Source organism: Brytella acorum (genome assembly GCF_029309905.1).
GTDB classification, from domain to species: Bacteria; Pseudomonadota; Alphaproteobacteria; order Acetobacterales; family Acetobacteraceae; genus Brytella; species Brytella acorum.
In genome coordinates this window covers 130,082-144,075 of sequence record NZ_JARBJP010000006.1, presented here as the reverse complement: position 1 = coordinate 144,075, position 13,994 = coordinate 130,082, and the positions used below count along the sequence as shown (strand labels likewise).

Below are 13,994 nucleotides of genomic sequence, written 5' to 3'. Positions count from 1 at the left end.
TTTCTTCTAGTTACACTTCGTAACCGTTCGGGTTTTTTTTACGCCACAGCAATGCTGTCTCGACGATACTATCAATACTCCCAAAGCGAGGCGCCCATCCCGTATCATTTTTTAGAGCTGTGGAATCCGCCACGAGAAAGGCAGGATCTCCTTCTCGTCTGGGAGCAGCTTCCCAAGGAACTTTTCGGCCACTGACCCGCTCGACACTTTGGAGGACTTCGAGGTTCGAATATCCTTGGCCATTGCCAATATTATATGTGACACTGCGATGGTCGATCTGACCAAGTGCCCTCACATGAGCATCGGCAAGATCCGTGACATGAATATAGTCACGAATACAGGAACCGTCTCGGGTCGGATAATCTGTACCAAACAACTTCAGCGCGGATCGGCGGCCGAGCGCAGCGTCAACGGTCAGAGGAATCAAGTGAGTCTCAGGACGGTGATCTTCGCCTGCGCGGCCCTGAGGATCCGCCCCCGCAGCATTGAAATATCGCAGACATGCACTTCTGAGACCATAGATCGCGTCAGCCCAATTCAGCACGCGTTCGATCATGAACTTGCTTTCACCATACGGGGATCCAGGCTGAACGGGTGCGGTCTCCGGGATAGGGCCTAGCCGTTCGGGTCCACCGAAAAGGGCAGCAGTCGAAGAAAATACGATCTTCTTGACGGAATGCTCAACGCATATCTGTACGAGATTCAGCGCTGTCAGGTAGTTTTGACGAAGATAGTAAAAGGGATCACGCATACTGTCGCCGACCAGAGAAAGAGCCGCGAAATGCAGAACGCCATCCCATGCTCCCTGCCCCACCACGGCCGAGGTCGCAGCGTAATCCAGAAGATCCACCTTGTGAAAGGTTACGCCAGCGGGAACGGCCTTGCGATACCCTGTGCTCAGATTATCCAGGACAACAACATCATGACCCGCATCGAGCAGAGCAAGAACAACATGACTACCGACGAAACCTGCCCCACCGGTAACAAGATAACGCATTCAAAACTCTCCGAAAGACCGACGCCACGAATAAGAAAAAAAAACCATCAGAAGTTTCTTGATTGAAGAATGGATACCATGTTCCTATCGTGGAAGAGAACCCACTGAAGTGCTTTCCTCTCAATTTAGCTCACACCATCGCCGCTCTGGTGGAACTTACGTCTCCCGTCGGTTTGATTCATCCATCACGGTCTTCTAAGGCCCGATGTGTCAGGACTGTAGAACGGGAGATACTTTACGGCGACAGATGAGACTCTGAGCGCGATCTAAATGTCCAGTCTTTTTCACGATCCAAGATTACCCATGATAAAGCTGTCACAGCGTCGCAAATCGCACACGACGATGCGATCGATATGGGCTTGAGCACTGTCGCCGCCGATCGCACAATTCAGCCTCATGATCCTGCTCCGCAGGCTAACGGTGACATTACCGCTCCCAACAACTGAAGAGCGTTAACAAATCGTATTCGACGAGTTAGCGCCAAACCTTTCCGCTCGCTGACCACATGACGCTCCATTCGAAACGGCGGTCGCCACAAGATCGTAAAAGTCCGAAGATAAAACCTCTGATGATATCCAGAGGCACCCCAATGGCAGTTATCATCTCGAGACATATCACACGTATTTGGGGAAACTTTCCGTTCCAAACTGCAAAAGAAAGCGATTTAACGCAAAAGCCATTTCAGAACATCAGGAAGAATGGATACCCCATGAATGTGGGAAAAATCCCCTTCCCCTGTCACGAGCTGATAATCATATCCTTTGAACGCGAGAGCCCTCGCCATCGCGCGGTTGCCGGATGGCCAGTCCAATCCGTCAAAACGACCTGAAGGCCTCGCATTAATCCCAACCTGCAGGAATACACGCAGGCGCTTCGGATCTGTCTGCATGATGCTATCAGGATACGAGCCACCACCGCGAATATCGACAAAGCTCCCACAAAACGAAAAGACCTGTCCGAATACGTCAGGGCGCTGCCAGGCAGCCGTGAACGCACAGATGCCACCACTACCGAAACCCCCGATTGCCCTCATTGCCGGGTCATCGGCGATCGTGATATGCTTGCGAGCCTCAGGAAAGACCTCTTCCTCTAGAAAGCGAACATAGCGGTCCGACAGGCTGTCGTATTCAAAGGATCTCTGCTCGCTCGCAAGTCCATGCTCATGGTTTGCTTTTCCAGGCTCCACCAACAACGCCGCAACAGGCGGAATGACACCATCAGCAATTAGATTGTCCAGGACGACTGGTGTTTGCCAGGGGCCGTCATCAGCCTTGAACCACCAACCGTCTTGCAAAACTATAAGCGGCAGAGCGCTACTCCCATCGTATCCGGCGGGCCTGTAAAGCCAGGTCCGATGCTGGCATTCAGGAAAAAACGAGGACGGCGGAAGATGCAACTCGATCTGAGTGCCTTGCGGTACATCCAGTCGACGTATTGTTGACGGATGGGGGGAATAGATAGAATTCGGATCATGCGATGGCATGGCAGCAATCGTCCTGTCGATATCTTTCGCGTCGTTCTTCTCGTGCATAGAATTTATGTGGAAATCTATCGCCTCATCAACGTCATCGAACGGCCGGAATAAACCATCCTTAAGCACATAAGCACGATCGCAATGCTCCCTGACAAAATCCTCGCTATGCGAAACGATGACTCGCGCTCGATCCGCTCGTTTTTCAAATAGTTCAACCTGACATTTTTCGTGGAATTTATGATCTCCGACATGAACAACTTCGTCGATTAGAAAACAATCGAACTCGATACTCATCGATATTGCGAAAGCCAGACGCGCTGCCATTCCTGACGAATAAGTTCTTACGGGTTCATCAAAATAAATACCAAGCTCGGCAAAATCCTGCACAAAGTCGAGGGTATCCTCGATATCCCGCCCGTAGATGCGTGAGATACACTTCGCGTTGTCCCGCCCTGTCAGTGCTCCCTGAAAGGCACCTCCGAAAGCTAACGGCCACGAAACAGACATCCTACGATCGACCGTTCCCGACGTTGGAAGTTCCGAGCCGCTTAGCAAGCGAATCGTGGTTGACTTTCCAGCACCATTGCGACCGAGAATTCCTACTTTTTCTCCCGGATGAATGAGCAGATCGGCGCCTCTCAGCACCCGGTTAAGCCCCTTTCGGACAGGATAATTCTTACGGACATCCTGAAATTCAATCATTGCAGCGATGTTCCTTGGGACACGGACCTGACGCCGATCATGGCAAGAAATGTCAAGACAATATTCCAGATCACTACGTATAAAACATCATAATGTGCGACAAACAGTGATCCGAAGTAACCATCCCTGATGATTTCAGAACAGTTCACCATGGGAATCAACACCAGGTACTTCTGCGCGGCGGCAGGCATCGCATCGACCAGAAACCCCAAACCGGAAAATCCTATCAACAGATAAGTAATGGGATGCCACAGACGCTCAAACAGTTCCGAATGCTCACTGACGGATCCGACAAGGATTGCAAGAGCAGAACCAAACCAGACCATTAGCGCCCAGCCACCAATCACTTCCATAATATCCTCTGGCGGGTCCATCCACCCGAGACTGCAGAATACCGCCGAGAGAACGACAAAGGACGTCGTGACTCCTCCTACTTCCAGAAGCACTCGAGCGATGTAGATATCAATCGGCCGGACGTTCCTGTGGTGCATCAGCCCGAGGTGAATCTCGATCGCTTTATTCAGACGGTTCGGCATATTTCGCCAGACGAGAACCGTAGAATACCCCGTCAACGCGAAGGCAACGATCGGAATATGAGATGCGTGCGATAGATGCAGCAGGCTCCACAAAGTTGTAATGCCCATTGTGAACAACATAGGCTCACCGAACAGCCATAAGACACCAATGTTGTGTCGGCCATAACGCGTCAAGGTTTCACGCAGGAACAATGCCCAGATAACACGTCTCTGAATAATCAGAGAACGAGTGAGCGAGCCATGCGTAATCATTCCCATTAATCCATATGCTCACGAATACTTGCGTTCAACATGCGTGCTATGTTCCAGAGAATAATCCCCATAAGGAACGTCGCGAAAATATCACGTAATCGATGAGGTTCTCCGGCAGCATCGGGAAGACTGGGCTGAGCGATCCGTTCGACATAACTCTGCTGACGCCGTGCTTCCATTTCCGCCTGCTCGAGTGAAGAGACGGCCGCGGTGAGCTGTTTAGCCGCAATTTTATCTGCAAGTATTAGACTCTGATATTCAGAGGCTTGAGAAGCGAGAGAGGTATCCGTACCAGAAATTCTGCTTACCTCGCTCGCCATTTCTTTTGATATGCTCATGATGCGGCTTTCAAGAACCGCGATACCAGGATTGTCTGCTGCCGTCTTCTGCATCATTGCAAGCTGAGCACGCGCTGAGATCAATGCGTCCTCAAATTTCGACAGCATCTGGAGTTGTCCCGACGCTTGCTGCTCAGGATTGATGATCCGATGGCTGTTCCGATAATCGGCGATGGCAACAGCGGCTTTCTGGGCCTCCTGCTCAGCGTCATGCACTTCCCGCTTCGCAAATTCAATCAGATCCGTACGGGCCCTCTCGTTAAGATGGTTAACGGTATCCTCCGCCATTTTCAGAAGTTCTTCGTTAAATTTCTTAGCATTTTCAGGCTGATAAGCCCGGACCGTCAGAGTCGTAATTCCAGTAGTGGAGTTGTTATCAACCTTAACTTTATGCTTGAAGTAAAGGTACATATCTTCGAAAGATGAAGAGAGATTTAGTGGATCATAGCGATTTAAAATTGAGATATGCGGATCCGTATAGGCTTTTACAAAGCTACGGTCCATGTTGATGGAGCGTAGCGCATCCCGAGAGAGGATGTAGTCATCTGCTGCATATTCTTCATCACTGGAATTGGCGATTCCAGCGCTTTTAAACATAACTCCGAGTCCGCTCGCCGAAGGCTTTTCGGGCGAACGCACGACAAAACGCGATTCTGAAATGTAAACGCTTGATGCAAGAAACCCAAAATAGAGAACCGCCAGCAGGGTCGGAACGATAACAAACCCCATAAACAAATAATCGGAGAAAATCTTCTTTACGCCATTCATGAACGAAGTGAACCTTTACCGCATGCCGATGGGGAAACAACGCCAATTCTGGAGAAAATGAACAACGTATCGACGGAACACCCGCGCCCACTCCAGATAGAACCTCTTGAACAAACACGATCGCCATGAAGCATTTCAGGCCCTGATTGCGGCCGCGCTGAGGGAGCAGGCAAGGTTGTCAATCCCACTCCCGGCCCTTCAAACGACAAATTAGATCTCGGGTCATAGTCTTATCACGTCCATAAGAGCTATTTCGCAATCCATGCAGCCGTAATGGCGGGACTGATAAGAGTACCAATCAGCTGATTGAACTTATAAAAGCGATTTGTCTGCGCATTCGCAATCAAGATCACGTCCTTGCTCTTGATCGGAATTTTCTGAGCAAAAAAGTAACTCGTCGGGTTCATCATATCTAGCTTGTAAATAACCGGAATTCCCTGAAACGTCTCTGGAGTTCTCAGATGCAAAGCTTTGGCCGCTACGGGATCCTCAAATCGAAACAAAAAAACTGCATTCGGATCAGCAAGACTATCGTTCGGCCCTCCGACACGGGCAATCGCTTCTGCCAGATTCACAGTAGGCGAATTGAAATCAACCTGCATGGCATTCTTCGAGGCCGCACCGAAAACCGTATAGCTTCTTGGCTGATAGACGACATGAATGCGATCTCCGGGACGCGCCTGAATATCTTCCTTCGTGTATGTCTCCAGTGTACCCAGATCTGTCCCTCCGGATTTGTCACCACGCACGAGCTGCACGAAGGTATCTTCAGGCGGATAGTTCGCTCCTCCCGCAATCGCGACAACGTCGGAGAGTCTCTCCTGCGCCGTACTAAGCAGAACGCGTCCCGGATGGTGAACGGAGCCAGAGACAATCACGGTATTGGCGATATCGGAACCAATACGGACCATGACCTGCGCGTTCTGCGATTTCCCGGTGAAGGCTACGCGAATTTGTTCGGCAAGACGCTGCGGCGTGACACCCGCAACATGCATCCGTCCAACATAGGGAATGGTAATCGTTCCATCAGCTTCGACTTCAGTCGGAGGAAGCGCCTGGTGGGTTACACTGGCTGTCCCGCCTCCTGGAGAGACCGAAACATTCGCACTGGTCTCAGGGACGGCACCCGAAAATAATCCACTCCCTAGCTCGAAGACCGTAATATCGAGAATGTCTCCCACACCGATGCGGTCGTTGGATACGGAATATGCACTATCCGCGTAGAGGGACGAAATCAACGGGGGATGTTCAGTGGCCAAAACCTGAGTAACCTCTGAGGTTATCGGCAAAACAAGAAAATCCAGCGGATTCTTCTTTTCAGCCGCCACCTTCAGCACGCCATGTTCGGTAGGCGCATTTCCAGGCAGAGCACTGCAGCCACTGAGCGACAGAAGATTGAGCAGCAATCCCATGACAATGGATGAGTGAGTATTCCCTGAAAAGCGACCAACACGCATAGATCGGAAAAACCTTTGACTGATTACGAGGCGAGAGTATGTGCTCACAAGGTTGCGACATTGCGGTAGAAGGCTGCAAGACGTTCGCCGTAAACCGCCGTGGAGAATGAAGCCGCCCTTTTAGCACCTTGTATTTTCATTCTGTCAATGAGGGCCTCATCTTCATCCAGGTCGATAAGCCCCCTGACCAACTCTGCCGTGCTGAGAGGATCGACCAGAAGCGCACTTCCACCGGCCACCTCTTCTGTTGCATGCCCTCGGCTGGTGAGCACAGGGGTTCCAAGCAGCATCGCCTCGATGATGGGAAGCCCGAAGCCCTCCGCCAAGCTGGGAAAAACAACGGCCCGGGACACCTTTATCGCTCTCAGCAACTGCTCCCGACGTGCCCATGGAATGATGCGGACACGCTCGGGCTCCGGATGACGTTCTCTCTCCGCCAATATCTCGTCCCCACCATGACCCTGCGTTCCTATCAGGGTCAACGGCCTTCGCGAACGGGACTGACCGTGAGCTCGGATCAGCCTTACGAGATTCTTGCGTCGCTCCAGAAGACCAAAATAGAGAAACCCCCCTTCAGGACAGATCGGTTCGGCAATCTCCGCCGCCGCCATGAGCCCGACATCAAATGAGACCGCCTGTGAGAGATTGACGACCTTGGCAGCAGGAACATCAAGATGACAGAGGATATCGTCGCGCACGGCTTCGCTGACTGTGACAATCGCACTCGCATTATCACAGCAGTCCTGAAGAAATTTCCTGATGTTCCCGTAGACGGTGGGTGCCAGCGTCGGATGTAGCATTGGGATCAGATCGTGAATGGTGACAATGTTGGCTACGCCATTCCAGCGAAGCGGCAGTGGGCAACTCCAGTGCATGATATCCGGGGGGGCATCGTTCTCAAGGATAGTGACCTTGGAAAATATACGATAGCGGCTGACAGCAGTTCGATAGAGATCGGCAACCTCGTAGTTGCCCCCTATGGCCAACGGTCTGCGTCTGCCTCTGAGCGAACGCCCGAAGCGCCCGAAAAAACCGGACCTGACCTCCTTGCCGCGGTGTTGCGCATTCAGCCACGCGACACAAAAATCTCTTTCCTCGCACGTGCTGGACAGCATACGAGCGTATGTTGCTATTCCGGTTCCACCGTTCTGGCCCATATTGCGGGTATCAATGACGACGCGCATCGCTTCGCTTCGTCAGCTTCCGAAAGCCGGTTCTGAAAACCACATCCCAAAATGTCGACGTTACGCCGAAGTTGCAGCTCTCAAGAGCGTGATGATGCAACATATGATGACGTTTGATCAGAAAACCCAAGCGTTTCCGCATGGCGCTCTGATGGCACATGTAATGCACATAATCATAACAGATATAGCCGATCAGGAATCCGACGAAAGCGGGGCGTCCGTAATCCTTTCCCCCGAGCCCGAAAAGATACCAGAGGCCCACGGCCAAAGGAACTGTAACGATAAGTGGCATCAGATTACGAAGCGGATCGTCCGGATCCTCATGATGATTGCCATGCATGATGAATACAAGCTTGTTTACCCACGAAACCGATGACGAAGCATGAAAAAAGTATCGATGGCAAAGATATTCAACGATGGTCCATAAAAAAAGACCTGATAGAACCATCAGAGCATCCCGCAGGAATGAAATCGGGTAAATCGAATAAATGACAGGTATGAGGACACAAATCCAAAAAGGAAGAAAAACCTTAATAGGGGTAACAGTCACCAATTCCAGCCATTTATTTTCGAATAACCTGACAGACACGTTTATTTATCTCCCCACCCAGCGATACTGGCATCCATACATTTAAAAATCTCAAAAAACCGTATTACAATATGAGGCTGAGGGGCCATCCCTTCTTGGTGTCAGCTTGCCTCCTGCGCAGAGATGCCTTTCAATCCGTCCGAAAGCCATGGAAACGTCATCATCCCACGCAAACGTTGGTCTGCATGTATTGTTGCAATCGGCTCCGTCGCCGCAGACTATTACGCATATACTCAATGATAATGTCCGACCAGACTGTTCCATTTAGGAGGTCGATGCGCTCCTGAGCCTGCGTCCCGATCTTCCTCAGAGCAGAAATATTTGAACGGATGACTGGAACACCCACGCATAACCCCTCTGCAACCGACTGCCCATAACCTTCTGTAAGCAAATAGGAGAAGCGCGTGCCCTCCTTTCCGGGAGATACACACGTTTCCCCATCGAGCGGACCGTTATACGTGATGAGAATGGGCCAGAGAAGGCAGGAACTCGCCGACCGGTCGACGATATTCTCGTTTCCCCCCCACGCTTTCCGGCGAGAACGAGTGTCCACGCGCTTCGCAGTGCTGTTTCAACCATTTTCCCCCACGCATGGAAAAGCGTCATACGGTTTTTCCTGGGCTCAATGACGCTGGCGTAGACAGGAAAGGGCTGCTCTGGAATGATGCAGCCCGCTTTATATACACCAACCGAGAACGTACTATGTGGCAGAGCCCATATTGGAAGGTTGTTGACGTCACGCAGAATCGTCACCAAGTCATGCCGGATAGCGTCCAACGGAACAAGGATGTCATCTGCCTGACCCGGCACGCTCTTCAACCGCGGCCGCTTCTGTTTGCGCGGGCAGCCACGCTCCGGAACATTCAACTGCATGACATTGTGAGTGGTCGGAACGAAAAACCTGGAAGTCCGCTTAAGAAATTTTTCGATCGTTCGACTTTTCACCGGACAAGAATATGACAATGGAAGATGGACGATACCGGGCCGGCGCGGCAAATGCCCCCACAGGAGCGCGAAACTCATTTCCCACCGCGATCTGGCCATAATCTCCACTTTTCCGGTATAACTCCACGGGCTCGATGGGACGTGAATGAACGCAGAGGCCGGATCGACTCTGATGCGGTCCATTCGCCCGTATAGATATGAAGCTCGGGATTGCGTCTGTTTAGAGGGTCCATTCGGCAGATATTCGGCATAGGCGATATCCGCCTGATCATTTCCGGCTGAACCCGACATCTTGGCACAGCTCAGAAGGCGGAAGATATCTAGCGGATAGACTGGACCCGTCATAGCCATATCGGCTCCTGGCGACGGAGAAAATGTCTGCGACATCAGGAAGCTCCTGTTCTCTACCGTGCCCAAGATGATCGCGGATGCCACGGATCAGCGTTTCCACCCCTTCTTCATAGAAGAATTCGCCGGAAACAAGGCAGTCTTCGATCTTGATCCGCCGAAAATGTCCACATCAGGCAGTTTCGGTGCTTTACGGAAATCGACAAGCGCACCCTGATGCGTATAGCGTGGAAGCCGTGGAAGAAATATACAGGTGAAAAATCTGGCCGTTTTCAGCCAAAGCCGAGGTTCCAGTCGCGCTTGCCCCTTCCTCGTGAAACGTCTTCGAGCTGAAGTAAGGCCTGACCGTTGAAGACAGACGATGAAGGACCTTCTGGCAAAAAATTCGCGACACCCAGCTTGCGGGAAGACGCAGTGATCTCGGTGATGACCGAACAGGATTATTCGCGGCTATGGACCTGCTGACTCATTGGCATGGATCCAAAGACCAAGAGCTATGCATTACACCATGCGGATGATGCTGCCCGACGGACCGAACCAGTGATTGAGTGTGGATTTGTCTCGGACACGCTTAGAGCGTTTTCTGCGCTGACTAAGTTTTTTGGATTCCCGTTTTGGCGGTGATCTGATTCAAGATGAAGGTCGGCGCTGCATGTCCACACGCACGCCGCCTCTCGATTTGCGTAACCTGGTTGTTGCTACCGTGTCGTATGGCCTATCGCGCAGCTAGGCCACCGAACGGTTCGCGCGGTGCGCTGGCGTGCGCTTACTGCCGAGAACGGAAGCCGTCTCCAGGTCGCGCGGTGGCGACCGCCTGTCACAGCGGATCGAGGCGCAAGCGGGGCGTATTCATGCCCTGATCGCCGAGCAGGACGATCTCACGCCGGCTGAAATTCGCGCTCGGCTGGCCGGGAACCGGCATCATTTTGCGATCGCCACGCTGTGGAGTTTCTTCGACCGCCCTCAGATCACATGGAAAAACGCCCCCCTAACGCGCCGATCGGACATCCCGACGCGACGGCAGGACTGGTTCGATGCCCACCGCACACGGCTCAAAACACCTGCGGCGCCTTATGGGACTAAAGCGCCGCCCTGACCGAGCAGTTCTCACCCCCAGAATGCGTGAAGTTCATCTCCGCCGCATGATATGAACCAGATTGAGAGGAAAATGCTCCAGAAGCAAGAGAGGCGCACGAAAGAGGATCTAGAACCCCCCCTCTTCCTGACGAGCTTCAATAAGTCGTCTGTCCGACGCTTCCCTGAACAATGGCAATACCTGAACTTGTGCCCAGACGCGTAGCCCCCGCCGAAATCATGCTATCCGCGGTCTTTTGGTCCCGCACACCGCCCGAAGCTTTAACGCCAATTTTCTCACCGACAACGCTGCGCATCAATTTGACGTCTTCGCTGGTAGCCCCCCCCTTGGAGAAGCCGGTCGATGTCTTGACGAACGCTACGCCGAGGTCGCGGCAGATCTCACATGCGGCCACCTTTTCGGCCTTTGTCAAAAGCGCGGTCTCGAGGATGACTTTCAAAGGTATGCCACCACAAGCTTCAAGAACCTGCGCGATATCGTCTCTTACTGATGACAGGTCGCCATCCTTGAGCCAGCCGACATTGAGAACCATGTCGATCTCCTCGGCGCCCGCTGCGATCGCGTGAGACGCCTCGATGGCCTTGACGTCCGAAAGCATGGCGCCGAGAGGGAACCCGACAACCGCACATACGACAACTGGCGAATGTCGCAGGAGCCGTGACGCCAGCGGCACGCGGCTTGAATTGACGCATACAGAGTGGAATTTGAATTCAAGGGCTTCCTCACAGAGCCGCTTGACCTGCTCGCAGGTCGTATCCGGGGCGAGAAGTGTGTGGTCAATATATGCTGCATATTTGTCAGCGGAAAGGGTGGCGGCATCCATTCTGATTCTCCCTATTAATCGTCTGGTTTTATTGGTTTCTATTCAACGTCTTTAATTCGTCTCTATATTCTTCGGCATTCAGAAAGCCGGTATGGATGCCGAACTCCGCCCGCTCGCCAGGTTTGAGCTGCCGGACCTTCCCCTTGCGTTTTTCGGCCTGATAACCTTCAGGATCGCATGTCGCGGGAAGCACGAATCCTGCGACATGGTAATCGGGATCATGCAGAACCCATCGGGTCGCTTCCGTGAACTGTATGGGCGCATAGCGCGTATAGAACGCCGCTCCCTCGGGGTGACGAAGAAAAAAATGAGCCTGCCCGTCGGAATCCACGCCAACGTCACGAAGAAAACTGACGATTTCAGGCTCATACATTTCAGGCGCATCAAGCTTCTGCAAACCACCCGGTTTATGTTTCAGCGCCTTGATATAATTCTGCCATTGCTCGGTTGGATGTACGTGGGCCGGAACGCTCGTTCTCACATCAACGCGGCCAATACCAAAAGGCTCGACAAACACGGCGTCCGGAACATAAGCGTAATTGGTATGAGCCATATACATGAGGTCCATCGTCTTTCCGCCACGGTTCACGACCTCGACTGAAACGTCGAACATGGCCTGCCCATCGCGCAGGGTCACGGAAGGATAGGCGTCATAACGACTCCCGAACCCTTCCACATGGCGATAAACACCACCCAGAGTCAGCGCCTTCCCATCCGCATTGATGTCAATCCATGCCTCATTCATCGGAGCGCAGGGCATCTCTCCGTGGAGCGGATGCGTGTCATCCGGCCCTGGACATCCGTTTCGCAGCAGACCCGCGTGAAACATGAAGCATCCATATGTACCAAGAATATCCACGGACGGCAGAGGCTCGTCATAAATACTCGTCATCCGAAGGTTACAGCCGTCAAATACAGCGGACCAGATCATCTGCCCCATGAAAGGTAGAACTACCAGCCTCCCTCTCGTATTTTCTATGGCGACAGCCATCACGCCGGACGGATAGGTCCATCCAGTCACCGTAAATGCCTCGGATTTCACCAAAATCTGTGCCGTGGACCCGAAAGCCTTGCGATCAAGGGGGATGTGGATTGTCATGAAGATTACTCCGCCGCCAGAGGACGAACATCGGGCACGCGCGCGACGGGGCGCTTCTCGCAATAACGGCCAAACATCACAATCACGACGAAGCAGACGAGCGGCACGATGTAAGCCAGTTGCATATTGCCGCCGGAGGCATCGGAAATCAGTCCCTGAATGAGAGGCACGACGCCACCGCCCACGATGCTCATCACCAGAATGGACCCACCAAGTGCTGTGTCCTTGCCCAGTCCTTCAATGGTCAGACCATAGATCGTAGGCCACGCCGGTCCCAGAAACACACTGACGGCAACAGCCGCATAGACCGCCGAAATGTTGGGCACGAGTATCACGTAGAGAAGCGTTCCGATGCACAGCACGGAATAAAGTGTCAGGACGCGAGCCGCCGACATCCTGCGCATCAGCAGGTTGGCAATCATTTTCCCGGCGAAATACGCCGCGAATGTGCCCATCAGAAACCATGAAGCGTCACGTTCGTGCATATGGCCAAGTTGCATCGCCAGGCGAATGGTGAAGCTCCACACGCCGACCTGGGCGCCCACATAGAGGAACTGTGTCAGCACACCGAACACAAATCGCGGATTCTGGGAGAGGCGACGAAGCGTGCTGTCAACTCCGGAAAACTGCTCTGTATCGGCGCCGCTCCGGGTGGGGGGCAGCCCCTTGCATGCGGGATACTTTGTAACCGCCACCAGCACGAACACGGCCAACAGGACCACGATCATCCATTTATAAGGAACGAGCGTATCCTGAATCATAACCAACTGCTGTTGTGTGGACGTCAGCCCGCTTGCTGGCGCGGCCTCGTGAAACATCGCATGGCTGCCTACGAACACACCTGTAATCGCACCGAACGGGTGAAACGTCTGCGATATGTTCAGACGTCTCGTGCTTGCATCGCGAGGCCCGAGAAGAGTGGAGTACGTGTTGCTCGATGTCTCAAGAAAAGACAGGCCGGCAGCGATCACGAACAGAGCAATCAGAAACATTTCATAACGCGCGGCATAGGCGGCTGGAAAGAACAGACCGCATCCGAGCATATAAAGAGCAAGACCCAGAAGGATCGCCGCCTTGTAGCTGAAGCGACGAACGAAGAGCGCGGCCGGGATCGCAACAAAAAAATAGCCGAGATAAAATGCCGACTGCACGAACGCCGTCTGAAAATCCGAAAGCACGAATGCTTTTTTGAAGTGCGCGATCAGTACGTCATTCATGCTTGCCGCAGCCGCCCATAGCGAGAAAATGCAGCACAACAGGACGAATGCGAACCAAGGGGTTCGGTTCAGATACAGCCCGTCGGGGGTCTGTCTTATCGGATCGTTATTCATGATAAGCCTCGGTCAAACTGGCACGGTGTGTTGTCGCCAGATGACGGTTGTCGCT

Annotated in this window: 12 protein-coding genes; 1 reads left to right on the top strand and 11 read right to left on the bottom strand. The window is 52.7% G+C overall.

Annotated elements, in window-relative coordinates; genetic code table 11:
- Positions 1 to 10: 10 nt before the first annotated feature.
- From galE to PWM43_RS11075, 8 genes are all read right to left on the bottom strand, one after another.
- On the bottom strand, positions 11 to 997 hold the full coding sequence (galE, locus tag PWM43_RS11110) for a UDP-glucose 4-epimerase GalE (protein WP_289842576.1): 987 nt from the start codon (positions 995 to 997) through the stop codon (positions 11 to 13).
- Between the two features lie 664 nt (positions 998 to 1,661).
- Positions 1,662 to 3,173, bottom strand: coding sequence for an alpha/beta hydrolase-fold protein (locus tag PWM43_RS11105; protein WP_289842575.1), 1,512 nt, complete (start codon positions 3,171 to 3,173; stop codon positions 1,662 to 1,664).
- On the bottom strand, positions 3,170 to 3,961 hold the full coding sequence (locus tag PWM43_RS11100; RefSeq protein ID WP_289842574.1) for an ABC transporter permease: 792 nt from the start codon (positions 3,959 to 3,961) through the stop codon (positions 3,170 to 3,172). The genes PWM43_RS11105 and PWM43_RS11100 overlap by 4 nt, the downstream gene beginning before the upstream one ends.
- A gap of 5 nt (positions 3,962 to 3,966) precedes the next feature.
- Entirely contained in the window at positions 3,967 to 5,067 is a 1,101-nt protein-coding gene (locus PWM43_RS11095) for a hypothetical protein (RefSeq protein ID WP_289842573.1), read from the bottom strand.
- Between the two features lie 248 nt (positions 5,068 to 5,315).
- A complete protein-coding gene (locus PWM43_RS11090; protein WP_289842572.1) occupies positions 5,316 to 6,524 on the bottom strand; it encodes a polysaccharide biosynthesis/export family protein in 1,209 nt (402 codons plus the stop codon).
- A 44-nt stretch (positions 6,525 to 6,568) separates the two neighbouring features.
- Positions 6,569 to 7,708, bottom strand: a complete 1,140-nt coding sequence (locus PWM43_RS11085; RefSeq protein ID WP_289842571.1) for a glycosyltransferase family 4 protein — start codon at positions 7,706 to 7,708, stop codon at positions 6,569 to 6,571.
- Entirely contained in the window at positions 7,692 to 8,297 is a 606-nt protein-coding gene (locus tag PWM43_RS11080) for a sterol desaturase family protein (protein WP_289842570.1), read from the bottom strand. The genes PWM43_RS11085 and PWM43_RS11080 overlap by 17 nt, the downstream gene beginning before the upstream one ends.
- Positions 8,298 to 8,603: 306 nt before the next feature.
- Entirely contained in the window at positions 8,604 to 9,629 is a 1,026-nt protein-coding gene (locus tag PWM43_RS11075) for a hypothetical protein (RefSeq protein WP_289842569.1), read from the bottom strand.
- Positions 9,630 to 10,350: 721 nt separating this feature from the next.
- On the opposite strand from PWM43_RS11075, the gene PWM43_RS11070 reads away from it, so the two are divergent.
- The gene (locus PWM43_RS11070; RefSeq protein ID WP_289842568.1) at positions 10,351 to 10,686 is read left to right on the top strand and encodes a hypothetical protein; all 336 of its coding nucleotides are present in this window, start codon (positions 10,351 to 10,353) and stop codon (positions 10,684 to 10,686) included.
- A 136-nt stretch (positions 10,687 to 10,822) separates the two neighbouring features.
- On the opposite strand, the gene deoC is transcribed toward PWM43_RS11070, so the two are convergent.
- From deoC to fucP, 3 genes are read right to left on the bottom strand one after another with little or no spacing between them, the layout of a single operon-like run.
- On the bottom strand, positions 10,823 to 11,509 hold the full coding sequence (gene deoC, locus PWM43_RS11065; protein ID WP_289842567.1) for a deoxyribose-phosphate aldolase: 687 nt from the start codon (positions 11,507 to 11,509) through the stop codon (positions 10,823 to 10,825).
- Between the two features lie 28 nt (positions 11,510 to 11,537).
- The gene (locus PWM43_RS11060; protein WP_289842566.1) at positions 11,538 to 12,608 is read right to left on the bottom strand and encodes an aldose 1-epimerase family protein; all 1,071 of its coding nucleotides are present in this window, start codon (positions 12,606 to 12,608) and stop codon (positions 11,538 to 11,540) included.
- Positions 12,609 to 12,613: 5 nt separating this feature from the next.
- Positions 12,614 to 13,939, bottom strand: a complete 1,326-nt coding sequence (gene fucP, locus PWM43_RS11055) for an L-fucose:H+ symporter permease (RefSeq protein WP_289842565.1) — start codon at positions 13,937 to 13,939, stop codon at positions 12,614 to 12,616.
- Between the last annotated feature and the right edge of the window lie 55 nt (positions 13,940 to 13,994).

Excerpts from the sequence above, each read along its gene's own strand:
- galE (WP_289842576.1), bottom strand. The coding sequence starts at position 997 with ATGCGTTATCTTGTTACCGGTGGGGCAGGTTTCGTCGGTAGTCATGTT.
- PWM43_RS11105 (WP_289842575.1), bottom strand. The coding sequence starts at position 3,173 with ATGATTGAATTTCAGGATGTCCGTAAGAATTATCCTGTCCGAAAGGGG.
- PWM43_RS11100 (WP_289842574.1), bottom strand. The coding sequence starts at position 3,961 with ATGATTACGCATGGCTCGCTCACTCGTTCTCTGATTATTCAGAGACGT.
- PWM43_RS11095 (WP_289842573.1), bottom strand. The coding sequence starts at position 5,067 with ATGAATGGCGTAAAGAAGATTTTCTCCGATTATTTGTTTATGGGGTTT.
- PWM43_RS11090 (WP_289842572.1), bottom strand. The coding sequence starts at position 6,524 with ATGCGTGTTGGTCGCTTTTCAGGGAATACTCACTCATCCATTGTCATG.
- PWM43_RS11085 (WP_289842571.1), bottom strand. The coding sequence starts at position 7,708 with ATGCGCGTCGTCATTGATACCCGCAATATGGGCCAGAACGGTGGAACC.
- PWM43_RS11075 (WP_289842569.1), bottom strand. The coding sequence starts at position 9,629 with ATGTCGCAGACATTTTCTCCGTCGCCAGGAGCCGATATGGCTATGACG.
- deoC (WP_289842567.1), bottom strand. The coding sequence starts at position 11,509 with ATGGATGCCGCCACCCTTTCCGCTGACAAATATGCAGCATATATTGAC.
- PWM43_RS11060 (WP_289842566.1), bottom strand. The coding sequence starts at position 12,608 with ATGACAATCCACATCCCCCTTGATCGCAAGGCTTTCGGGTCCACGGCA.
- fucP (WP_289842565.1), bottom strand. The coding sequence starts at position 13,939 with ATGAATAACGATCCGATAAGACAGACCCCCGACGGGCTGTATCTGAAC.